This is a genomic window from Mycobacterium sp. DHQP2018-32-09, assembly GCF_058148405.1.
Window position 1 is genome coordinate 13,159 of the sequence record NZ_JBYVYK010000012.1, and the last position, 24,187, is coordinate 37,345.

Genomic DNA, 24,187 nt, shown 5'->3' on the forward strand with positions numbered 1-24,187 from the left:
TCGAAGATCGTAGACAACGACCTCAGCTGGCGTCGGCGACCGTCCCGAACTTGCCCGAGTCGAGCGCGTCGAGCAGTTGCGTGGCGATCCACTGCAGGTCGTCGGGCACCCGCGGGAGCAGCGTCTGCTCGCAGCCCACCAGCAGGTACAGCGCCGTGGTGGCGAAGCGTTGGGCCGTGCGCTGGTCTCGCAGGATCTCCGCGGCCGCCTCGTGCAACACGTCGTAGCGCATCCGGTCCACCTCGGCCTGGATCTGGCCGACCGCGGGGTCGATCGCGCTCCAGACGCGGATGGCGGCCTCGGTGGCGAGTGGCAGGGTGACGGCCTCGCGCAACACGTAGGCGATGCGGCTGCGCGGGTCGGCGATGGTGGCGACCTTGGTGCGGACCTTCGTGGTGCGGACGTGCGACCAGTGCGAGATGAGTTCCCGGCAGTAGACCGCCCAGCTACTGAAGTAGTGGTAGAACGAGCCGGTCGTGACGCCGAGGCGATTGCACACCTCGGCGAGCTTCAGCCCGCCGTACCCCAGGTCGGACAGCACGTCCAGGCCCGTTTCGAGATATGACTCCCGTGAGATCGGTCCCCCCATGGGAGCACCATAGTGGGCCCACGGCGCGGTCCGCCGGACAGTGGTTGACGGAAGCGTAAAGTCGATTTTGGTCAGGGAATCGTCATCGGCGCAGCGAAACGCAGCGGAATTCGTTGATCCTAATTTGCTGAGTGCGGCTTCCTTAAGGTTCCGCAACCATTTAGCGCCGGTGTGCGCCTTGACGTGTGGCACAATTTGACCGTGCCGTATACCGCAACCCGAGGCCCGGGACGTCCGCCAGCAGCGAAGGCGGCCGAGACCCGGGACCGCATCGTGCGCGCTGCCCGCGAGGTGTTCAGTGAGCTCGGCTACGATGCCGCGACTTTCCAGGCGATTGCTATCCGGGCGGATTTGACCCGGCCGGCGATCAATCACTACTTCGCCAACAAGCGCGTGCTCTACAGCGAGGTGGTGGAGAAGACCAACGAGATGGTGGTCGCTGCGGCCATGGCGAAGGCCGAGGGCGAGACCGCGCTCCTGAAGCGGCTGTCGGCGTTCTTCTCGGCGACCATGCAGGCGGATTCGCGGGACCGTTCGGCCGCCGCGTTCCTGGTCACGTCGGTCCTGGAGTCCCAGCGCCACCCCGAATTGAGCCGTGACGAGCACAACTCGCTGAAGACGTCACGGGCGTTCGTCACGTGGGCCGTCACCGACGCGATCGAGCGGGGCGAACTCAAGACCGACACCGACGTACCCACGCTCGTCGAGCTGCTCGTCGCGGTGATGTGGGGCATGGGTTTCTACGCCGGCTACGTCGGCGGACACGACGAACTCGGCATCATCGTGCAGAAGCTGGAACTGCTCCTGGCGAACAAGCTGTGGACGCTCGAGGAGTAACCGGAACGCCGGCACAGTGACGTCGGCCCCCACCGCATGGCACGGCGGATAGCGGGGCTAACTTGTTCGGTAGCATCGACGGCGCTTCTCGGGCGCTCTCTCGAACACTCGCCGGACGCCCGCGACCGACAGGACGGGGACGGTCCATGGGTTCACTTCGCAGCCACGACGACAGCTGGGACATCGCGACGAGCGTCGGCTCGACCGCCGTGATGGTGGCCGCGGCCCGCGCCGCCGAGACCGAACGCGACGAGCCGCTGATCCGCGATCCGTACGCCCGGCCCCTGGTGGCGAAGGCGGGTACCGGCGTGTGGGAGTACATGCTCGATCCGGCCTTCACGGCCAAGGTCGCCGCTGCCGGTGACGACGGCGCCGAGGTGGCCCAGGTGATCGAGCACATGGGCAACTACCAGGCCGTCCGCACCCACTTCTTCGACGACTACTACCGCGCCGCCGCCGCGGCGGGCATCCGTCAGGTGGTGATCCTGGCGTCTGGCCTGGATTCCCGCGCCTACCGGCTCGACTGGCCGGCCGGCACCACCGTGTACGAGATCGACCAGCCCCTGGTGCTCGAGTACAAGGCGGCCACGCTGGCCGAGCAGGGCGTCACCCCGGCGGCGGAGCGCCGCGAGGTGCCCGTCGATCTGCGGCAGGATTGGCCCGCCGCCCTGCGCGACGCCGGATTCGACCCCGCACGGCCCACCGCGTGGCTGGCCGAGGGGCTGCTGATGTACCTGCCGGCCGAGGCCCAGGATCTGCTGTTCGAACGCGTCACGGAACTCAGTGCACCGGGCAGCCGGATCGCCGCCGAGACCGTCGGCAAGCACTCCGAGGAGCGTCGCGCCCGCATGCGGGAGAAGTTCGAGGCCCTGATGACGCGGTTCCGCGCCGAGGGTGGCCCCGACCTGTCGCAGCCCATGGACGTCGCCGATCTGATGTACGACGACCCGCATCGCGCCAACGTGGCGACCTGGCTGGGCGCCCACGGCTGGGTGGCCGCGGCCGTCACGTCGGAGGCCGAGATGCGTCGGCTGGACCGCTGGGTGCTCACCGAAGAGGTCGACGAGGACTCCTTCTCGGAGTTCGTCACGGCCGAACGGCAGTAGCAGGCCAACGGGGGTGTTCACCAACCAGCTGGTTGGTTAGGGTGACCCCATGACGACCGAATCCGTCGCCCCCACGTCCGTCGCCGACATCCCGAGCGTGGTCGCACGGCTGCGTGCCACGTTCGCGAGCGGGCGTACCCGCAACGTCGACTGGCGCCGGCGCCAACTGCAGGCACTCGAGCGCCTCATCACCGACAACGAGCCCGAGATCGCCGACGCGTTGGCCGCCGACCTCGGTCGCAAGCCGTTCGAGTCGTGGCTCGCCGACATCGCCAGCACCGCGGCCGAGGCGCGCGACGCGGCCAAGAACGTCGGCAAGTGGACCAAGCGCAAGCATCGGCTGCTGGAGTTCGCGCAGCTTCCCGGCCGCGGCTGGGTCGAGTACGAACCGTTCGGCGCGGTCCTGGTGATCGGCGCCTGGAACTTCCCGTTCGCGCTCACTCTCGGCCCCGCCGTCGGCGCGCTGGCAGCGGGCAACGTCGTGCTGCTCAAGCCCTCCGAGGTGGCGCCCGCGTCGTCGGCCCTGATGGCACGGTTGGTGCCGCGGTACCTGGACCCGGACGCCGTCGCCGTCGTCGAGGGGGATGGCGCGGTGAGCCAGGAACTCATCGCCCAGGGCTTCGACAAGCTGTGCTTCACCGGCGGCACCGAGATCGGTCGTCGCGTATACGAAAGTGCGGCAACGCATCTGACGCCGGTCACCCTGGAACTGGGCGGCAAGAGTCCGGTGATCGTCGCCGCCGACGCCGACGTCGACGTGGCCGCCAAGCGCATCGCGTGGACCAAGCTGATCAATTCGGGGCAGATCTGCATCGCACCGGACTACGTGCTGGCCGACGTCGCCATCCGCGATCAGCTGGTCACCAAGATCCGTTCCGCCGTCGAGTCATTCGAGGCCGGCGACCCGTCGGGCAAGCGCATCGTCAACGAGCGGCACTTCGACCGGCTGGCGTCCTCGCTGGCCGCGACGAAGGGCGAGGTGGCCGTCGGCGGCGGCACCGACGCGGCGGCGTTGAAGATCCAGCCGACCGTGGTGGTGGATCCCGACCTCGACGAACCGCTGATGCGCGACGAGATCTTCGGCCCCATCCTGCCGATCGTCACCGTCCAAAACCTGGACGAGGCCATCGATTTCGTGAACTCGCGGCCCAAGCCGCTGGCGGCCTACCTGTTCACCAAGACCAAGAGCGTGCGCGAACGGGTCATTCGCGAGGTGTCGGCGGGCGGCATGTTGGTCAACCACCTGCTGTTCCAGTTCTCCACCACCAAGCTGCCCTTCGGCGGCGTGGGGCCGTCCGGGATGGGGGCCTACCACGGCAGGTTCGGCTTCGAGGAGTTCAGCCACCGCAAGTCGGTGCTGACCAAGCCGACGCGACCCGACTTAACCGCCATGATCTACCCGCCGTATACAGATAAGGCGTGGAAGCTGGCGCGCAAGCTGTTCTAGCCGCCGCCCGACCCAGAGAGGAAAGTTCATGCCCGGAGTGCAGGATCGCGTCGTCGTCGTCACGGGAGCCGGGGGAGGTCTCGGGCGGGAGTACGCGCTCACGCTGGCGCGTGAGGGCGCCTGCGTGGTGGTCAACGACCTCGGTGGCTCGCGCGACGGCACCGGCGCCGGCCACAACATGGCCGACCAGGTGGTCACCGAGATCAAGGACGCCGGTGGCCGCGCCGTCGCCAACTACGACAGCGTCGCCGAGCCCGAGGGCGCGGAGAACATCATCAAGACCGCGATCGACGAGTTCGGCAAGGTCGACGGCGTGGTGAGCAACGCAGGCATCCTGCGTGACGGCACGTTCCACAAGATGACGTTCGAGAACTGGGACGCCGTGCTCAAGGTGCACCTCTACGGTGGCTACAACGTCATCCGTGCGGCGTGGCCGCACTTCCGCGAGCAGAGCTTCGGCCGCGTCGTGGTCGCCACGTCGACGTCGGGTCTGTTCGGCAACTTCGGTCAGGCCAACTACGGCGCGGCCAAGCTGGGGCTCGTCGGCCTGATCAACACGCTGGCCCAGGAAGGCGCCAAGTACGACATCAAGGCCAACGCGATCGCGCCCATCGCGGCGACGCGCATGACCGAGGACATCCTGCCGCCCGAGGTGCTCAAGAACCTCACGCCGGAGTTCGTGGCGCCGGTGGTGGCCTACCTGTGCACCGAAGAGGTGCCCGACACGGACTCGATCTTCATCGTGGGCGGCGGCAAGGTGCAGCGCACCGCGCTGTTCCAGAACGAGGGGGTCACGTTCAGTGCGCCGCCGTCGGTCGACGACATCGCAGGCAAGTGGAGCGAGATCACCGATCTGTCGGCGGCCAAGGCGGCCGCCTTCAACCTGAAGTAGTGAAGGCCCTCGTCGCGCAGTCCCTCACGGGGCCTGCGGGGTTGGACTACGTCGACGTCGACGATCCCACCGAACCCGCCGCCGCGGGCACGGTGGTGATCGACGTCGGCGCATGCGGCGTGTGCTTCCCCGACCTGCTGCTGCTCAAGGGGGAGTACCAGCTGAAGCTGGAGCCGCCGTTCGTCCCGGGAACCGAGGTTGCCGGCGTGGTGCGCTCGGCCGGGGCGGACACGGGTTTCATGCCCGGACAGCGGGTTTCGGCGCTGTCGATGCTGGGTGCCTGGGCGCAGCGGGTGGTGGTGCCCGCGCAGACGGTGCTGCCCACGCCCGCCGACCTCGATGACGCGACGGCCACGGCGCTGCTGGGCAACTACTTCACGATGTACTTCGCGCTGCAGCGCCGTGGGGCGCTGCAGCCGGGGGAGACCGTGCTGGTGCTCGGTTCGGCCGGTGGCGTCGGGACGGCCGCGGTGCAGATCGCGAAGGCCATGGGCGCCACGGTGATCGCGATGGTGCACCGCGCCGGCGCGGACGACTACGTGCGCTCGCTGGGCGCCGACGTCGTGCTGCCGCTGACCGAGGGCTGGGCTCGGGCGGTGCGCGACGAGACCGGCGGCCGGGGCGTGGACGTGGTGGTGGACCCGGTGGGCGGTGAGGCGTTCGACGACGCCGTGCGGGTGCTGGCCCCGGAGGGACGGCTGCTGGTCCTGGGCTTCGCCTCCGGCGGGGGGATCCCGTCGGTGAAGGTGAATCGTCTGCTGCTGCGCAACGTCTCGGTGGTGGGCGTGGGTCTCGGCGAGTTCGTCAGGGCCCAGCCCGAGGCTCAGGCCGGCATCGCCGCCGGGTTGGCGGGGTTGGTCGCCGCGGGCCTGCGGCCCCCGCCGCCGGTGCGGTACCCGCTGGCCGACGGCAGGGCGGCGCTGGAGGCGTTGGCGGCCGGCGAGATCCGCGGCAAGCTGGTGCTGGAGCCCTAGTGGGGCACGAGGTGGTGCGCGCGCTGGCCTTCGACGTGTTCGGCACGGTCGTCGACTGGCGCGGCACCATCATCGCCGAATTGCAGCGGTTCGGGGAAGCCCATGGCGTGCAGCGGGATTGGGCGCGGTTCGCCGACGACTGGCGGGCCGGCTACGCCCCGGCGATGGACCGGGTGCGCCGCGGCGAGCTGCCGTGGACCACGATCGACGTGCTGCACCGGCAGCTCCTCGACGAGCTGCTGGCCGCGGCCGACGTGCGCGGGATCCCCGAGCACGACGTCGCGGAGTTGAACCGGGCGTGGCATCGGCTGCGGCCGTGGCCGGACGCGGTGGCCGGGTTGACGCGGCTCAAGGCGCGGTACGTCATCACGACGCTGTCGAACGGCAACGTGTCGCTGCTGACCAACATGGCCAAGCACGCCGGCCTGCCGTGGGACTGCGTGATCTCGGCCGAACTTTTCCGGCACTACAAGCCCGATCCCGAGGCGTACCTCGGGTGCGCGGGGCTGCTCGACGTGGCGCCGGGTGAGCTGATGCTGGTGGCCGCCCACCCGTCGGATCTGCGGGCGGCGCGCTCGGCGGGCCTGCGCACGGCGTACGTGGTGCGGCCGCTGGAACACGGCCCCGAGGGGCGGCCGCCGAGGTTCGAGCCGGGCGAGTTCGACGTCGTGGCAGATGACTTCGTGGACCTGGCCCGTAGGCTCGAGACGTGGGTACCGGCGGACTGATCCTGGTCGCGATGACCATCGCGGTGGGCATCGTCGGGGTGATCGTGCCCCTGCTCCCCGGAACGCTGCTGGTGTGGGCGGCGGTCGCGGTGTGGGCGTTCGTCGAGCAGACCGTGTCCGGGTGGGTGACGTTCGGCGTGGTGACCGTGCTGTTGGCCGCCACGCTGCTGGTGAAGTACCTCTGGCCCGTGCAGCGGATGCGTCGCGCGCAGGTGTCGACGGGGAGCCTGGCCGCCGGTGCGGTGCTGGGCATCGTCGGCTTCTTCGTGATCCCCGTGCTGGGGCTGCCGGTGGGTTTCGTCCTGGGCATCTACCTCGCCGAACTGGCGAAGCGCCGCGACCAACGGCGGGCGTGGGCGTCGACGGTGCACGCGCTCAAGGGCGTCGCGCTGTCGGTGGGCGTCGAACTCACCGGTGCGCTGCTGGCCGCCGCGGTGTGGGTCGTGGGTGTGCTCGTCGGCTGACCGCGTGGGACGGGTGCCGTGCCGGGCGGTCGGGGCGCGCCGCCTCCCCGAGCGCGAACCCTTGGTGTTCGAGGCCCGCGATCAGCGCGGCGATCGTGCAGGGCCCGTGCTGGGCCAAGAAGTAACTCAGCGCGTAGCGCAGTTCGATGCCGCGCAGCAGCAGGGATTCGTCGGGTTCGGCCATGCGTCACGGTGACAGAGGGCACCGACAACGATGGCGCGCTGCGGGATGGAGGTGAGGTTTCTGATACCCACGAGGTTGACGGGCTCTGCTAGCCCGACGCGGCACGCCCCGCTCAGCCGCGCAGCGCCTCGCGCAGGCGGACCAGCTGCTCGTCGGGAATGCCCAGTGCCGTCAGGTAGTTCGGCAGCGAGCCGTAGTCGGCGTCGATGGTGGCCCTGGCCGCCGCCAGGTACTCCTCCTGCACGCCCAGCACGTCCTCGGTCAACCGCGCCTCGGCGAACGTCACGATCTCGGGCGTGGCGCGCTCGGCCGCGCGGTCGCGCACCGACGCGAGGATGCGGTCCCGCAGCCGCGGCACCGCGGCATTGCTGCGCAGGAAGTCCTCGACGATGGCGTCGCGCTCGACGCCCACCGCCTCCAACACCAGCGCCACCGTGAACCCCGTGCGGTCCTTGCCCGCGAAGCAGTGCGCGATCACCGGCTTGCCGTCGGCGAGCAGTGAGATGACCTGCCGCACCGCGAGATGCGCGCCCGCGAGCGCGGGGAAGCGCACGTACTCCTCGGTCATGAACCGGCGCGCCGACTCGGCCACGTCGGACTGCGCGGGGTCGGCCGTCATCATCTTCTCGAAGCTGGTCTCGTGCGGCGCCGCCGCGTCGGTGGCCGTCAGCTCGTGGAACGGCAGCTGATGCACCGCGACGCCGGCGGGTACCAGCCCCGACCCGCGCCGCTCCACCTCACGCACCGACCGCAGGTCCGCGACGTCGGTGATGCCGTACCCGGAGAACGCCGCGCGCCCCGAATCGTCGAGCGCACTCAGCTCACTGGACCGGAAGAACCGGCCCGGCCGGATGCCCGTCGACTCCGCGACGTCGCGGAAGTTCCAGGCGCCCGACAGCTCGTCACCGCCCGACCACGTCACGCCGGGCACACCGCCTTCGCGAACGCCGACTTCTCCCTCCCCAACTCGGCGCGCGCGATCGTGCGCATGTGCACCTCGTCGGGCCCGTCGAACAACCGCATGGCGCGGTGCCACGCGTACAGCCGCGCCAACGGCACGTCGTCGCTGACACCCGCGGCGCCGTGCACCTGGATGGCCCGGTCGATCACGTTGCACGCCATCTGCGGGGCGACGGCCTTGATCTGGGCCACCAGCACCTGCGCGTCCTTGCTCTTGTTGCCGTGCTGGTCGATGGTCCAGGCGGCCTTGTGGCACAGCAGGCGTGCCTGCTCGATCTCGTTGCGCGACAACGCCACCTGCTGCTGCACCACGCCCTGCTCGGCCAACGGCTTGCCGAACGCGATGCGGTGCTGCACGCGGTCGACCATGAGCGCCAACGCGCGCTCGGCCACGCCGATGGCGCGCATGCAGTGGTGGATGCGTCCGGGGCCCAACCGGGCCTGGGCGATCGCGAAACCGCTGCCCTCCTCGGCGAGCAGGTTGGCCGCGGGCACCCGCACGTTGTCGAAGGTCACCTCGCAGTGGCCGTGCTGGTCCTGCCACCCGAACACCGGCAGCGAACGCTCGATGGACACGCCAGGGGTGTCGACGGGCACCAGGATCATCGACTGCTGCTGGTGGCTCGCGGCGTCGGGGTTGGTGCGGCCCATGACGATGAGGATCTTGCAGCGGGGATCGGCGGCGCCGGAGATCCACCACTTGCGGCCGTTGATGACGTAGTCGTCACCGTCGCGCAGCATCGTCGTCTGGATGTTGCGGGCGTCGCTGGAGGCCACCGCAGGCTCGGTCATCGCGAACGCGCTGCGGATCTCCCCGGCCAGCAGCGGCTCCAGCCAGTCCTTGCGCTGCTGCTCGGTGGCGAACAGGTGCAGCGTCTCCATGTTCCCGGTGTCGGGGGCCGCGCAGTTGAGCACCTCGGGCCCGATCTCGCCGCTCCAGCCGGACAACTCCGCCAGCGGCGCGTACTCCACGTTGGTCAGCCCGGACTCCGACGGTAGGAACAGGTTCCACAGGCCCTGCTGCTTGGCCAGCACCTTGAGTTCCTCGATGACCGGCGGCACCGAGTGATCGTCGGGCCCCTTCTCGCGCCGGTAGGCCTCGTAGGACGCCTCGGCCGGGAACACGTGATCGACCATGAAGGCCGTCAGGCGGTCGTAGTAGTCCTGACCCTTGGCCGACATCGCGAAGTCCATGACCGCCACGATATGACACCCGTCGAGTCCGGCTCCGGGCACTCCGGAAACGCCGCCGGATCAGTCCGGCGGGAGCACCGTCACGGTGCCAGCGGCCCCGTCCACCTCGACGAGGGTCCCGGTCGGCAACCGCGTGGCGGCCGCCGTGGCGTTGACGACGCACGGCACGCCGAACTCCCGCGCCACGATGGCCGCGTGCGACATGTGCCCACCCAACTCGGTGACCACGGCCGCGGCATAGGCGAACGCCGGCGTGTACCCCACGTCGGTGACCTGCGCGACCAGGATCTCGCCCGGTTCCAGGTCGTCGATGGTCTCGGGTGTCACCACCCGAACGCGTCCGCGGGCGATGCCGCCGCAGACGCCCAGGCCGCGCAGCACGTCACCGTCGGCGAGCACGCTGGCAGCCCGCGTGGGAACCCACGTGCCGCTGAACGCCTCGGGCGGGACGATGCGCTCCAGCTCGGCCTGCTGCGCCCGCCGCCGGGCCGCGACCTCGGCGAGATCCGGCGGTGGCGCGTCGAGTTCGTCGACCAGCAGGTAGAACACGTCGTCGACGCAGCGCAGCGTCCCCGCGGCGACCAGCCTGCGGCCGTACTCGCGCAGCAGGCCGCGCAGCAGCCAGATCGTGCGCACCATGCGGTCGCGCCGCACCTCGCGGTCGCGTAGCTGGCCGGCCGCGGCCGCGGCGATGGGGCGCACCCACGCCGGGATGTGCGGTGGGGCGGGCGGCGACCAGGGGGGCAGTTCGAGGGTCTTGGTGACCATCCGCAGCAGCAGCCGGGGATCGTCGGCGAACGCCGCGCTGCGCATCTCGACCTCGGCCGGGCCGCGGTGCCCGATGACCGCGATCTCGGCGGCCAGCGCCGCGGCGAACTCCGGGGCGGCGGCGGCCAGCCGGTCCGGGTCCGGGTCGGTGCCCAACAGTGCGACGACGTCGGCGTCGGTGCGGGCCAGCGCGGCGAGCCGGTGAACGGCCGCCAGCGACTGCGCGCTGGCGACGTCGGGGCCCGCCGACGGCAACACGTCACGACCGCACAGGATGCGCAGGATCACCCCGTACGCCGTGCACACCAGGATCGACGCCGACGCGAGCACCCACGCGTGCACCACGTGGTCACGTGCCAGCACGATCAGCTCGCGCAGGCGCGCATCGTCCACGTCGGCGGCCGACCGCGTGCGCTGCTCCAGGCGGGCGACGTCGGCCACCAGGTCCCTGGTGTCGCGGCCCGAGCCCGCCGTGAGGCCCACCAGGTTGTTGGCGAACACCACGACCCCGACGAGGTGACCGAGGAGCCCGCGCCGCTGCACCGGGGGCAATTCCGGCCCGAACAGGGCCAGGCCCTCCACGGTGCGGCCGAAGAAACCGTTGATGATCATGTCCGGGTCGACCAGCGGCACGGTCTGCGCCATGAAGTGGCCCGACGTGATGCCCGCGTAGAGCCGGTGCCCGAACACGCCGGTGGTGCGCTTGGCCATCTCCGCCTGCACCGCCCCGCCCGGGCGCAACCGCTGCGAGATGACCAGGGCGGCGGCCCGCGTCCCGCGCACCGTGACCGAGGCCGACGCCGGGGAGAACGGTCCCGGGAGCGCCTCGGACAGGTTGGTGGCCACGAACGCGGGGAAGCGTGGGTCGATGGGTGTGTCGAATTCGCCTGCGATGCCCGCGGTTCCGGCGGCGACGGGTGCCACGCCGTCCTCCGACGGGGTGTCGACCGCGGGAATCCGGCGGACGCGGGGCAGGCGCCAGGGCAGGTCCACCACGTGCCCGCCGAACGCGAACCGCGCCCGCACCACCAGCGCGAAGTCCGCGACGCACTCGGCGGCGCTCCACGTGGCGTCCCCGGAGCCCAGCCACGGCTCGACCGCGAGGAGATCCGACGGCGCCGCCCAGCGGGGCACGTGCACCAGCGGTCGGCCGACCGCCGCGGCGATCGCCCGCACCGTGGTGTGACCGGTCGCGGCCACCTCGGTGGGCGCGTCCGGGTCGAGCACCGCCCGCACGTAGGCCCGCTGCAGGTCGTGGGGATGCACCACCTGCAGGGGCCGATCGGCATCGGTTGCGGCGCAGAGGAACACCGGGCGGGCGAAGCGTGCCAGCACGTCGTCGTCGGCGTCGCGGCCCAGCACCAGCGGGTGCCGGATCTCGACGCGCCGCGCCGCGCCTGCCGGCACCGGGACGTCCCCGGCGCACGCCACGGCCACGTCGACGTCACCCGCGGCGGTGGCCGACGTGACGAACCGCAGTGTGCCGGGCCAACTCTCGGGAGCCGATCGACCCGGCCGCCCGACGCCCACCACCTCGTGACCCAGGCCGGCCAGGCGCAACGCCACGCCGAGGCCGACCGACCGGTCGGCGCCCGCGACGAGAACCCTCATCGCGCCCTAGTCGTCATCGTCGTCGAAGGCCTTGAGCAGGTCCTGCAGGTCCATGTCCTCGATGCTGCGGGGCGCGGCGTCCTCCGGTGCGGTGTCGGCCGTCTGCCCCGCGAGGTTGAGCAGCATGTCCAGCACCCCGGCCTGCCGCAGCCGCTTGATCGGGATCGACGCCACCACGCGCGCCAACTCGGCGTCCACGGCGCTGACCGTCTGCTCCTGCGCGGCCTCCCCGCCCAGCTGCGTGCGGAAGTACTCCGCCAGCGCCGACGGGTTCGGGTAGTCGAAGATCAGCGTCGGCGACAGCGTCAGCCCCGTCGCGGCCTTGAGCCGGTTGCGCAGCTCGACCGCGGTCAGCGAATCGAACCCGTGATCGGAGAACGCCAGGTCGGCTCCGATCGCATCGGGTGACGGCAGGCCCAACACGGTCGCCATGTGCGAGCGCACCAGGTCCAGCAGCACGGCGTGCTGCTCGTCGGTCGGCAGACCCGCCAACCGCGCCGTGAGCGCCGACCGCGACTGTGCGGCCGCCAGCGAGTCACCGACCTGGCGGCGCGCCGGTCCGGAGATCAGCTCCACGAACATCGGCGGCAACGTGCCCGCCGCCGACTTCGTCCGCAGCGCGCCCCGGTCGATGCGGGCAGGCACCAGGTACGGCTCGTCGACCACCAGCGCCCGGTCGAACAGCGCCAGCGCATCGTCGACCGACAGCGCCAGGATGCCGTCGCGCGCCAGCCGCGCGATGTCGGCCTGCGCCAGGTCGCCCGCCATGCCACCGGCCTGATCCCACAGCCCCCAGCCCAGCGTCATCGCCGGCAGGCCCTGCGCCCTCCGGTTCACTGCGAGCGCATCCAGGTAGGCGTTGGCCGCCGAGTAGTTGGCCTGCCCGGACCCGCCGACCAGCCCCGCCATCGACGAGAACAGGACGAACGTCGACACGTCGAGGTGACGCGTCAGCTCGTGCAGGTTGTCGGCCGCGTCGACCTTGGCCCGCAGCACCGCGTCGACGCGCTCCGGGGTGAGCGAGGTGACCACCGCGTCGTCGATGACGCCTGCGGTGTGGAACACCGCCGACAACGCCCGCGGGTGGTCGATCTCGGCGAGCACCTTGGCCAGCGCGTCGCGATCGGACACGTCGGCCGCCACGATGCGCACCCGCGCGCCCGCCGCCTCCAGGTCGGCGATCAGGTCGCCGGCACCAGGCGCGGCGGGGCCGCGGCGCGACACCAGCAGCAGGTCGCGCGCCCCGTGCCGGGCCACCAGGTGGCGGGCCAGCGCGGCCCCTGCCATGCCGGTACCGCCGGTGATCAGCACGGTGCCCACCGCCCACGCGTCGGGCATGGTCATGACGACCTTGCCGACGTGGCGGGCCTGGCTGAGGTGGCGCAGCGCCGCGGGGGCGCGGCGCACGTCCCACTGCTCGACCGGTAGCGGCGCCAACTGGCCCGCAGCGGCCAGTGCGGCGACGCCGGCGAGGATCTCCGCGACGCCGTCCGCACCGGCCTCGAACAGGTCGAACGCCCGGTAGCGGACGCCGGGGTGGGCGGCCGCGACGGCGTCGGCGTCGCGCATGTCGGTCTTGCCCATCTCGAGGAACGCCCCGCCGCGCGGCAGCAGCCGCAGGGAGGCGTCGACGAACTCGCCCGCCAGGGAGTCCAGCACCACGTCCACGCCGCGGCCGCCGGTGGCGGCCAGGAACTTCTGCTCGAAGTCCAGCGTGCGGGAGTCGCCGATGTGGTCGTCGTCGAAGCCCATGGCGCGCAACGTGTCCCACTTCGGCCGACTGGCGGTGGCGAACACCTCCAGGCCCCAGTGCCTGGCCAGGCGCACGGCCGCCATGCCGACGCCACCGGTGGCGGCGTGGATCAGCACCGCCTGGCCGGGCGCGACGTCGGCCAGGCGCCGCAGCGCGAAGTACGCCGTCGCGTGCCCCACCGTGAAGCCCGCGGCCTGCGCGTCGCGCCAGTCGTCGGGCACGGGCAGCACCACGCGGGCGTCGGTGTCGGCGATGGTGCCGGTGCCCTCTGGGAACACGCCCATCACGCGGTCACCGACGGCGACCGTCGTGACGCCAGCGCCGATCTCGGTCACCACGCCGGTGGCCTCGATGCCCATCACCGCGTCACCCGGGTAGAGCCCCAGCGTGATCATCACGTCGCGGAAGTTCGCCGCGACGGCGCGGATGGCCACCCGGATGCGACCTGCGGGCAGCGGCGCGAACGCGTCGGGCAGTGGTTCGAGCACCAGGTCCTCGAACGTGCCCGACGAGCCGGCCGGGTTCACCGCGAGCCGCCACGGCCCGCCGTCCGCGGGCGGGGTGAGCACGGCCTCGGCGGCCCGGCTGGGCAGCACGCGGGCGTGGTGCAGCACGCCGCCGCGCAGCACCACCTGGGGTTCACCGGACGCGACCACCTGGACCAGGCGGTCGTCGTCCAGTGCGGCGGAGTCGTCGGTGTCGACCAGCACGACGCGGCCGGGATGTTCCGTCTGCGCGGCCCGGATCAGGCCCCACGCCGCCGCAGCGGCCAGATCGGTCCCCGCGACGGCGCCGCGGGTGACGACCACCAGCGTGCCGGACTCGCCGTCCGACACGGGCCTCGACAGCCAGTCCTGCACCCGGGCCAGCGCGGCGTGCGTCGCCGCGTACACCCCGGCGACGCCCGGCTCGGTGACCAGCTCGTAGATCTCGGGGGCGGGGGCCGCGGCCGCGGGATCCTCCGTCATCGGGGTCCACGTCACCTCGAACAGCTCGCCGCCGGTCGTGGCGCCCACGGCGGCCGCGAGCTGCGCGGCCGTCACCGGACGCGCCACCATGGCGCCCACCGACAGCACCGGCAGGCCGAGCCCGTCGGCCAGGTCGATCGACATCGAGCTGGGTCCCGTCGGGGCGATCCGGGCGCGCACCGCGGTGGCCCCGGCACCGTGCAGCGTGACCCGCTGCCAGGAGAAGGGCAGCGCGAGTTCGCCGGAGTCCATGCCCAGGATCACGGCGTGCAGGGCACCGTCGAGCAGCGCCGGGTGCACGCCGTAGCCGGTGGTCGACACGTCGCGGGGCAGCCGCACGTCGGCGAAGATCTCGTCGCCGCGGCGCCACATCGCCTGCAGGCCCTGGAACGCCGCCCCGTACTGGTAGCCGCGTGCCGCCAACTCCGCGTACGCCTCGGCGACGTCGACCTCGCGGGCGCCGACCGGCGGCCACACCGTGAGATCGGCTCCCGGCGGGGCGCTTTCGGCACCCAGCTCACCCTCGGCGTGCAGGGTCCACGACGACTCCTCGCCGTGGGGCCGGGAGAAGACGGAGAACGTCCGGTTCTCGGGTCCGCCCACCACCACCTGGACGGCCACGCCCTGCGGCGGCAGCACCAGCGGCGCGTGCAGCATCAGCTCGTCGACGACGCCGCACCCCACCTCGTCACCGGCGCGGATGGCCAGCTCGACGAAGCCGGCGCCGGGGAACAGCACCACGTCGGCGACGGCGTGATCGGGCAACCACGGCTGCACCGCGGTCGCCAGGCGGCCGGTGAGCACCACGCCGCCGGTCTCCGGCAGCTCCACCACCGCGCCCAGCAGGGCGTGGTCGGTGCCCGCCAGGCCCAGGCCCGCGGCGTCGGTGGCCCCGGCACCGGAGCCCGACAGCCAGAACCGGCGCCGCTGGAAGGCATACGTCGGCAGGTCCACCAGCCGGCCACCCGCGCACACGTCGCGCCACGACACCTGACCGCCCGCCACCGAGTACTCGGCGAGCGCGGCGACCAGCGTGGCCGGCTCCGGGCGATCCTTGCGCAGCACCGACGCGGTGACGGGCTCGGCGTCGGCGAGGGTCTGGGCGATGGACGCGGTGAGCCCGCTCGCGGGACCCACCTCGACGAACCGCGTGACGCCCGCCGCGGCCAGGGTGCGGACGCCGTCGGCGAACCGCACGGCCTCGCGCACGTGCCGCTGCCAGTAGGCCGACGACGCGAAGTCCGCACCGGCCACCTCGCCGGTCACGTTGGAGATCACGGGGATGGCGGGTGCGCTCACCGACATGCCGGCCGCCAGGGTGTTGAACTCCAGCAGCATCGGCTCCATGAGCGCCGAGTGGAACGCATGCGACACCGCCAGGCGGTGCGTGCGGGCACCGCGGGCCTTGAGCGTCTCGGCCACCGCGGCGACCTGCGCCTCGGGGCCCGAGATCACCACCGAGCCAGGTGCGTTCACCGCGGCGATGCTCACCTCGCCGGTCAGCAGCGGTGTCACGTCGGCCTCCGGTGCGGCCACCGCGATCATCGCGCCGCCCTCGGGGAGCCGCTGCATGAGCCGGCCGCGGGCCACCACCAGCGCGGCGGCGTTCTCCAGCGACAGCGCGCCCGCGACGTGCGCGGCCGTCAGCTCGCCGATGGAGTGCCCGATGAGGAAGTCCGGTCGCACGCCACACGATTCGAGTAGCCGGAACAGCGCGACCTCCACGGCGAACAGCGCAGGCTGCGCGAACTCGGTGCTGTCGAGCAGTGCGGCGTTGGCGCCCCACGTGACGTCGCGGATGGGGCGCAGCAGGTGGCGGTCCAGCTCGCGGGCACACGCGTCGAACGCCTCGGCGAACACCGGGTAGGCCGCATGCAGTTCCCGGCCCATGCCGAGGGTCTGCGAGCCCTGACCGCCGAAGACGAACGCGGTCTTGCCCGTCGTGGCGCGCTCCCCGGGAACCAGCTCGCGCAGCGCGCGCACCAACTCGTCGCGGTCCGTGCCCTGGGCGACGGCGCGGAACGCGAACGCGCTCCGCCCGCCGAGCGTCCACCCGACGTCGAGCGGGTCGACGTCGGGGTGGGCGTCGAGGTGGTCGGCGATGCGGGTTGCGGTGGCCACCAGGGCCTCCGGGCTCTTCGCCGACAGCGCCCACGGGATCACCGGCGGGTGCTCGCGCACCTCGGACGGCGCCGCGGCGAGGTCGGCCGGGGCCTCCTCGATGATGACGTGCGCGTTGGTGCCGCTGATGCCGAACGACGACACCCCGGCCCGGCGCGCGCGGCCCGCCGCAGCGGGCCACGGCCGAGGCTCGGTGAGCAGTTCCACCGCGCCCATGGTCCAGTCGACGTGCGGGCTGGGCTCGTCGACGTGCAGCGTGGCGGGCAAGGTGTCGTGCCGCAGCGACTCGATCACCTTGATCACGCCCGCGACGCCTGCCGCCGCCTGGCTGTGCCCCATGTTCGACTTGATGGAGCCCAGATACAGGGGCTGCGTGCGGTCCTGCCCGTAGGTGGCCAGCAGTGCCTGGGCCTCGATGGGATCGCCGAGCGTGGTGCCCGTGCCGTGCGCCTCGACGGCGTCGACGTCGGTGCCCGCGAGGCCGGCGTTGGCCAGCGCCGCCCGCACCACGCGTTGCTGCGAGGGGCCGTTGGGGGCGGTGAGCCCGTTGGACGCGCCGTCCTGGTTGATCGCCGAACCACGCACCACCGCGAGCACGCGGTGACCCAGTCGCCGGGCGTCCGACAGTCGTTCGACCACCAGGACGCCGCCGCCGTCGGCGAAGCCGGTGCCGTCGGCCGCGCCCGCGAACGCCTTGCACCGCCCGTCGGCGGACAGCCCGCGCTGGCGGCTGAACTCGACGAAGATGTCCGGCGTCGCGTTGACGGTGACACCGCCTGCCAGCGCCAGGTCGCACTCGCCGAGGCGCAGCGACTGCGCGGCCATGTGCAGGGCCACCAGCGACGACGAGCACGCGGTGTCCACCGACACCGCGGGGCCCTCCAGCCCCAGCACGTACGCCACGCGGCCCGACGCGATGCTGGCGGCCTGGCCGGTGAGGCGGAAGCCCTCCACGCCGTCGGCGCCCACGCCGTAACCCTGCGCGATGATGCCGGTGAACACGCCGGTGGCGCTGCCGCGCAACGTCGCCGGGTCCAATCCGGCGCGTTCGAGCGCCTCCCACGACAGTTCCAGGAACAGCCGCTGCTGCGGGTCCATGGCCAGCGCCTCGCTGGGCGACACCCCGAAGAAGGCGGGGTCGAAGCCGGCGACGTCGGTCAGGAAGCCGCCGGTGCGCGAATACGAGGTGCCGGGCGCGTCGGGATCGTCGTCGAACAGCCCGCCCAGGTCCCAGCCGCGGTCGGTGGGGAACTCGGTGAGCACGTCGCGGCCCTGGGCGACCATGTCCCACAGCGCTTCCGGCGAGTCCACGCCGCCGGGGTAGCGGCAGGCCATGCCGACCACCGCGATCGGTTCGTCGATCACGGCCAGTGCCGTCGGCACCTGCGCCACGGCCTGCGGCGCCTCGGCCAGCTCGGAGCGGATGTACCCGGCCAGCGCATCCGGGGTGGGGTAGTCGAAGATCAGGGTGGGCGACAGCGCCAGCCCGGTCGCGGCCTTGAGGCGGTTGCGCAGCTCGACGGCGGTCAGCGAGTCGAAACCGTGGTCGGAGAACGCGAGGTCGCCTGCGATGGCCTCCGGTTCGCCGGTGCCCAGCACCGTGGCCATGTGCGAGCGCAGCACGTCGAGGACCAGCGCCTGCTGCGCCTCCTCGGACAGGCCCGAGAGCTTCTGCGCCAGCGCCGACTTCGACTTGGCGGCCACCAGGGTGTCGTCGACGCGGCGGCGCGACGAGGAAGTGGCCAGGGCGGCGAACATCGGCGGCAACAGGCCCTGCGCCGCCCGCGTCCGCAGCGCGCCGCGGTCGATGCGCGCGGGGGCCAGCAGCGGCTCGCCCACCACCAGCGCGGTGTCGAACAGCGCCATGGCGTCGTCGCCGGAGAGCGCCAGCACGCCGTCGCGGCCCAGCCGCGACAGGTCGGCGGCGTCCAGGTGCCCCGTCATGGCGCTGGCCTGGTCCCACAGACCCCACGCCAGCGACGTCGCGGGCAGCCCCAGGGCGCGGCGGTGCGCGGCCAGCGCGTCGACGAACGTGTTGGCCGCGCAGTAGTTGGCCTGACCCGACGAGCCGACGATGCCGGCCATCGACGAGAACATCACGAACGCACCGAGATTGGCGTCGCGGGTGAGTTCGTGCAGGTTCCAGGCGGCGTCCACCTTGGCCCGCAGCACGGGGTCGAGCCGTTCGGGCGTCAGTGAGCCGATCACGGCGTCGTCGAGCACGCCGGTGGCGTGGACGACGGCCGACAGCGGGACCCTGAGGTCGGCCAGCACCGCAGCCAGCTGGTCGCGATCGGCGGCGTCGGCCGCGACGATGCGGACGTCGGCGCCCGCGGCCGTCAGCTCGGCCGTCAGCTCGGCCGCACCGGGGGCGTCGGCGCCGCGCCGCGACAGCAGCAGCAGGTGCCGCGAGCCGTGCGCGGCCACGACGTGGCGGGCCACCGCCGACCCGGCCATGCCGGTGCCACCGGTGATCAGCACGGTGCCCGCGGCCCACGCGTCGGGGAACGTCATCACGATCTTGCCGACGTGGCGGGCCTGCGACAGGTGCCGCAGGGCCGCGGGGCCGCGACGGATGTCCCACGTGGTCACCGGAAGTGGCGTCAGCACCCCGGATTCGAACATCTCCGACAGCTCGACGATGTAGTCGTGCATGCGCGGCCTGCCGGGCTCGAACAGGTCGAACGCGCGGTAGTACACGCCCTCGTGGGCGGCCGCGACGGTGTCGGCGTCGCGGATGTCGGTCTTGCCCATCTCGAGGAACACGCCGCCGCGCGGCAACAGTCGCAGCGAGGCGTCGACGAACTCGCCCGCCAGGGAGTCCAGCACGACGTCGAACCCGCGGCCGCCGGTGCCGTCGAGGAACTTCCGCTCGAACTCCAGGGTGCGCGAATCGCCGATGCGCTCGTCGTCGAAGCCCAACGCGCGCAACACGTCCCACTTGGGCCGGCTCGCGGTGGTGTACACGTCCAGATCCCAGTGCCTGGCCAGCTGGATGGCGGCCAGGCCCACGCCGCCGGTGGCGGCGTGGATCAGGATCGACTGGCCGCGCTCGACCTTCGCCAGCTCCTTGAGGCCGTAGTACGCGGTGGTGAACACGACGAGCGTCGCGGCGGCCTGCGCATCGGTCCAGCCGGTGGGCACCGGGGCCAGCAGCCGCGCGTCGGCGGCCACCTCGGTGCCGGTGCCCTCGGGGAAGAGGCCCATCACGCGTTGGCCCACCGCGAAGTCCGTGACGTCGGGGGCGATCTCGGTGATGACACCGGCGCCCTCGCTGCCGATCAGCGCGTCGTGGGTGAACATGCCGAGGGTGATCATCACGTCGCGGAAGTTGGCCGCCACCGCGCGCATCGCGACGCGGACGTGGCCCGCGGGCAGGGCAGCGCCCGCGCCGGGCACCTCCACCAGCGCCAGATCCTCGAACGAGCCCGCGGTGGTCACGCCGAGGCGCCACGGCGCGCCCGAGGCGGGCGGGGTCAGGATGCCGTCGATGCCGCGGCTGCGCACCACGCGCGGAGCGAACACCGCGCCGTCGCGCAGGGCGAGCTGCGGCTCGCCGACGGCCAGCGCCAGGGCCGCGGCGCCGTCGACGTCGGTCGTATCGGTGGTGACGTCGAGCAGCACGAAGCGACCGGGGTTCTCGGTCTGCGCGGCACGGACCAGACCCCAGACCGCGGCCCCCGCGAGGTCGGTGACGACGTCGGTGCGGGCGCCGGAGGCCGCGACGGCGCCGCGGGTGACGACCACCAGCGTGCCCGTCGGCTGCGTCAACCACTCCTGCACGCGCAGCAGCGCCGCCGTGGTGGCACTGCGCACGGCGGCCGGCACGTCGACGGAATCGGCTGCCACGGCCGCAGATTCGAAGATCGCGGTGTCCCCGCTGGTGGCGGGTCCAGCCGTCGTGGACTCGGGCGCGGGGAGCGCCGTCCAGTCCACCTCGAGCAGCTCGCCGTCGGCGCGGGCGGCGGCCGACGCGAGCTGGTCGGCGCTGACGGGCCGCACGGTCATCGATCCCGCCGACAGCACGGGGATGCCCAGCCCGTCGGCCAGCTCGATGGCCACCGAGTGTTCCCCCGTGGCGACGATCTTCACGCGTACCGCGGCGGCGCCCTCGGCGTGCAGCGTCACCCGCTCCCACGCGAAGGGCAGGGCCAGCCGGTCGTCGTCACCGGCGACCGCGATGGCGTGCAGTGCGGCGTCCAGCAGAGCCGGGTGGATGCCGAACCCGGTCGGCGAGACATCCTGCGGCAGAGCCACTTCGGCGTACACCTCGGCGTCGCGGCGCCACATCGCGGACAACCCGCGGAAGGCCGGGCCGTAGTGGTAGCCGCGCGCGGCCAGCCGCGCGTAGGCGTCGGAGACGTCGACGGGCAGCGCACCGGGCGGCGGCCACGCGGCCTGCTCGGCGGCGGGGGCCACGGTGTCGGCGCTGACCTGCGCCTCGGCGTGCAGGGTCCAGGCGTCGTCGGCGTCGCCGCGCGAGAACACCGAGACCGCGCGCGTGCCACCGTCCTGCTCGGGTCCCACCACCACGCGCACCGGAATGCCCGCGGGCGGCACCACCAGGGGCGCCTGCAGCACCAGGTCGTCGATGGTGGGTCGGCCCACCTCGTCGCCGGCGCGGATCACCAGGTCGACGAAACCGGTGCCGGGGAACAGCACCGTGCCACCCACCGCGTGATCCGACAGCCACGGCTGCGTGGCCGCCGACAGCCGGCCGGTCAGCACGACGTGCCCGGACTCGGGTACCTCGACCACGGCCGTCAGCAGGCCGTGGGCCCCGCCGGCGAGACCGAAGCCGGTGGCGTCGGCCGCACCGGAACCGCCGCCGGACAACCAGAATCGCCGCTTGTCGAACGCGTAGGTCGGCAGGTCGACCAGCCGCCCGCCCGGGCACGCGCGGCCCCAGGACACCGGCACGCCGGCCACCCACGCGTGGGCGGCCGAGGCCAGGAAGCGGTCCAGGCCGCCGTCTTCACGGCCGAGCGTCGGCACCACGATCGGCTCGGCCCCCGCGTCGGCGACGGTGTCCTCGATGCCTGCGATCAGCACCGGGTGCGGGCTGCTCTCGACGAAGGCCCGGTACCCGTGCCGGCACGCCGTCCGCACGGCGGCGTCGAACTCGACGGTCTGGCGCAGGTTGCGGTACCAGTACTGGGCGTCCAGGCCGGCGGTGTCCATGACCTCGCCGGTGACCGTGGAGACGAACGCGATGCGCGTGGCCTGCGGGGCGACGTCGGCGAGCGCCTCGAGGAGGCGGTCGCGGATGGCCTCGACGGCCGCCGAGTGCGACGCGTAGTCGACGTCGACGCGGCGTGCGCGGATCTCGAGGGCCTCGCACTGACGCATCAGATCGGCCAGCCCGGCGTCGGGGCCGGAGACCACGACGGCCGAGCGGCCGTTGACCGCGGCGACGGACAGCCCGTCGACGCCCAGCAGGAGTTCCCGGGCGCGGTCGACGCCGCAGGCCAGCGACACCATGCCGGACTCACCGGAGATGGCCAGCAGCAGCGCGCTGCGCAGCGCCACCACGCGGGCGGCGTCGCGCAGCGAGAGCGCCCCGGCGACGTAGGCGGCGGCGATCTCCCCCTGGGAGTGCCCGATCACGGCGTCGGGCGTCACGCCCAGCGAACGCCACAGCGCGGCAAGGGAAACCATGGTCGCGAACAGCACCGGCTGCACCACGTCGACCCGGTCCAGGCCGGGCGCGCCCGGCGCGCCGCGCAGCACGTCGAGCAACGACCAGTCCACCCACTCGGCCAGCGCCGCGTCGCACGCGGCGATCTCGGCGGCGAAGGCGGGGGCGGTGTCGAGCAGTGCCAGGCCCATGCCGACCCACTGGCTGCCCTGGCCGGGGAACACGAACGCGGTCTTCGACGTGGGCGTCGCGTGCCCGCGCACCGCGGACTCCGGGGTGTCGCTCGCGTTGGCGATCTCGGCCAGCCCGGCCAGCAGGGCATCGCGATCGGTGCCCAGCACCACGGCGCGGTGTTCGAAGGCCGTCCGGCCGGCCAGTGTCGCGGCCACGTCGACGTCGGCCAGGTCGGGATGGTCGGCGAGGTGGGCGGCCAGTCGAGTTGCCTGGGCGGCCAGGGCATTCGGCGTCTTGGCGGCCAGCACCCACGGCACCAGCGGCTGATCGGTGGGCTGCTCGCCGGCCGGGGCCGCCTCGGCGGGCGGCTCCTCGACGATGACGTGGGCGTTGGTGCCGCTGATCCCGAACGACGAGACCCCGGCGCGGCGCGGGGCCTCGCCCGCGGGCCACGGGCGCGCCTCGGCGAGCAGCGACACCGCCCCCGCGGTCCAGTCCACGTGCGGGCTGGGCTCGTCGACGTGCAGGCTCGCGGGCAGCACGCCGTGCTGCATCGCCATGATCATCTTGATGACGCCCGCGACGCCCGCCGCGGCCTGCGTGTGACCCATGTTCGACTTGATGGATCCCAGCCACAGCGGCTGCGTCCGGTCCTGGCCGTAGGTGGCCAGCAGTGCCTGCGCCTCGATGGGGTCGCCGAGCGGGGTGCCGGTGCCGTGGCCCTCGACCACGTCGACCTGGGCGGTGGTGAGCCCGGCGTTGGCGAGCGCGGCGCGCACCACGCGCTGCTGCGAGGGGCCGTTGGGGGCGGTGAGCCCGTTGGACGCGCCGTCCTGGTTGACCGCCGACCCGCGCACCACCGCGAGCACGCGGTGGCCGTGGCGCACCGCGTCGGAGAGCCGCTCCACGACCAGCACGCCGCCGCCCTCGGCCCAGCCGACGCCGTCGGCCGCGCCCGCGTAGGGCTTGCAGCGGCCGTCGGGCGCCAGACCGCGGTGGCGGCTGAACTCGACGAAGATCGTCGGCGTCGCGTTGACGGTGACACCGCCGGCCAGCGCCAGGTCGCACTCGCCGAGGCGCAGCGCCTGCACGGCCTGGTGCAGGGCCACCAGCGACGACGAGCACGCGGTGTCCACGGACACCGCGGGGCCCTCCAGGCCCAGCACGTAGGCCACGCGGCCCGACGTGACGCTGGAGGTCATGCCGGTGAGGCGGTAGCCCTCGATGGCGTCGTCGGACATGCCGTAGCCGCCCGCGATGACGCCGGCGAACACTCCCGTGGCGCTGCCGCGCAGCGACGTGGGGTCCACGCCCGCGTTCTCGAGCGCCTCCCACGACAGCTCCAGCAGCATGCGCTGCTGGGGATCCATCGCGAGCGCCTCGTTGGTGGCGATGCCGAAGAACGGGGCGTCGAAGTCGGCGACGCCCTCGACGAAGCCGCCGGAGCGGGCGTACGACTTGCCCGGGGCGTCCGGGTCGGCGTCGAAGAGGTTGGCGAGGTCCCAGCCGCGGTCGTCGGGCAACTCGGAGATGACGTCGCGGCCGTCGGCGACCATGCGCCAGAGATCCTCCGGCGACGCCACGCCACCGGGGTAGCGGCACGACATGCCGACGATGGCGATCGGCTCGCCCGAACGTTCCAGCAGCGCCCGGTTCTGGTTCTTCAACCGTTCGACCTGGACGAGCGCCTTGCGCAGCGCCTCGGTTGCGTGCTCGAGTTGATTGACCATGCGGTGCTATCCCTTGTCAGCCCGGCCGGACGCACTGAGATGCCCCGTC

Annotated in this window: 13 protein-coding genes; 7 read left to right on the forward strand and 6 right to left on the reverse strand. The window is 72.7% G+C overall.

What is annotated here, in order from left to right; translation table 11 throughout:
• Positions 1 to 22: 22 nt before the first annotated feature.
• The gene (locus AC30CM_RS08095; protein WP_490116332.1) at positions 23 to 589 is read right to left on the reverse strand and encodes a TetR/AcrR family transcriptional regulator; all 567 of its coding nucleotides are present in this window, start codon (positions 587 to 589) and stop codon (positions 23 to 25) included.
• 201 nt (positions 590 to 790) lie between these two features.
• On the opposite strand from AC30CM_RS08095, the gene AC30CM_RS08100 reads away from it, so the two are divergent.
• From AC30CM_RS08100 to AC30CM_RS08130, 7 genes are all read left to right on the forward strand, one after another.
• Positions 791 to 1,426 carry a TetR/AcrR family transcriptional regulator gene (locus AC30CM_RS08100; protein ID WP_490116333.1) on the forward strand — a complete coding sequence of 212 codons (636 nt, stop codon included), beginning with the start codon at positions 791 to 793 and terminating at the stop codon, positions 1,424 to 1,426.
• A 146-nt stretch (positions 1,427 to 1,572) separates the two neighbouring features.
• A complete protein-coding gene (locus tag AC30CM_RS08105; RefSeq protein WP_490116334.1) occupies positions 1,573 to 2,532 on the forward strand; it encodes a class I SAM-dependent methyltransferase in 960 nt (319 codons plus the stop codon).
• A 49-nt stretch (positions 2,533 to 2,581) separates the two neighbouring features.
• The gene (locus tag AC30CM_RS08110) at positions 2,582 to 3,979 is read left to right on the forward strand and encodes an aldehyde dehydrogenase family protein (protein ID WP_490116335.1); all 1,398 of its coding nucleotides are present in this window, start codon (positions 2,582 to 2,584) and stop codon (positions 3,977 to 3,979) included.
• 28 nt (positions 3,980 to 4,007) lie between these two features.
• The gene (locus AC30CM_RS08115) at positions 4,008 to 4,871 is read left to right on the forward strand and encodes an SDR family oxidoreductase (protein WP_490116336.1); all 864 of its coding nucleotides are present in this window, start codon (positions 4,008 to 4,010) and stop codon (positions 4,869 to 4,871) included.
• Positions 4,871 to 5,845, forward strand: coding sequence for an NADPH:quinone oxidoreductase family protein (locus AC30CM_RS08120; RefSeq protein ID WP_490116337.1), 975 nt, complete (start codon positions 4,871 to 4,873; stop codon positions 5,843 to 5,845). The genes AC30CM_RS08115 and AC30CM_RS08120 overlap by 1 nt, the downstream gene beginning before the upstream one ends.
• Entirely contained in the window at positions 5,845 to 6,573 is a 729-nt protein-coding gene (locus tag AC30CM_RS08125) for a haloacid dehalogenase type II (protein ID WP_490116338.1), read from the forward strand. Before AC30CM_RS08120 ends, AC30CM_RS08125 begins: the two co-directional genes overlap by 1 nt.
• The gene (locus AC30CM_RS08130) at positions 6,555 to 7,037 is read left to right on the forward strand and encodes a DUF456 domain-containing protein (protein ID WP_490116339.1); all 483 of its coding nucleotides are present in this window, start codon (positions 6,555 to 6,557) and stop codon (positions 7,035 to 7,037) included. Before AC30CM_RS08125 ends, AC30CM_RS08130 begins: the two co-directional genes overlap by 19 nt.
• On the opposite strand, the gene AC30CM_RS08135 is transcribed toward AC30CM_RS08130, so the two are convergent.
• The 5 genes from AC30CM_RS08135 to AC30CM_RS08155 form a co-directional block, all read right to left on the reverse strand.
• A complete protein-coding gene (locus AC30CM_RS08135) occupies positions 6,982 to 7,221 on the reverse strand; it encodes a hypothetical protein (protein WP_490116340.1) in 240 nt (79 codons plus the stop codon). The two genes, AC30CM_RS08130 and AC30CM_RS08135, sit on opposite strands and share 56 nt — an antisense overlap.
• Positions 7,222 to 7,333: 112 nt before the next feature.
• Positions 7,334 to 8,143, reverse strand: a complete 810-nt coding sequence (locus AC30CM_RS08140; protein WP_490116341.1) for a tyrosine-protein phosphatase — start codon at positions 8,141 to 8,143, stop codon at positions 7,334 to 7,336.
• Entirely contained in the window at positions 8,140 to 9,363 is a 1,224-nt protein-coding gene (locus tag AC30CM_RS08145; RefSeq protein WP_490116415.1) for an acyl-CoA dehydrogenase family protein, read from the reverse strand. The genes AC30CM_RS08140 and AC30CM_RS08145 overlap by 4 nt, the downstream gene beginning before the upstream one ends.
• Before the next feature lie 72 nt (positions 9,364 to 9,435).
• Positions 9,436 to 11,754, reverse strand: a complete 2,319-nt coding sequence (locus AC30CM_RS08150; protein WP_490116342.1) for a PEP-utilizing enzyme — start codon at positions 11,752 to 11,754, stop codon at positions 9,436 to 9,438.
• Between the two features lie 6 nt (positions 11,755 to 11,760).
• On the reverse strand, positions 11,761 to 24,138 hold the full coding sequence (locus AC30CM_RS08155; protein WP_490116343.1) for a type I polyketide synthase: 12,378 nt from the start codon (positions 24,136 to 24,138) through the stop codon (positions 11,761 to 11,763).
• Positions 24,139 to 24,187 lie beyond the last annotated feature (49 nt).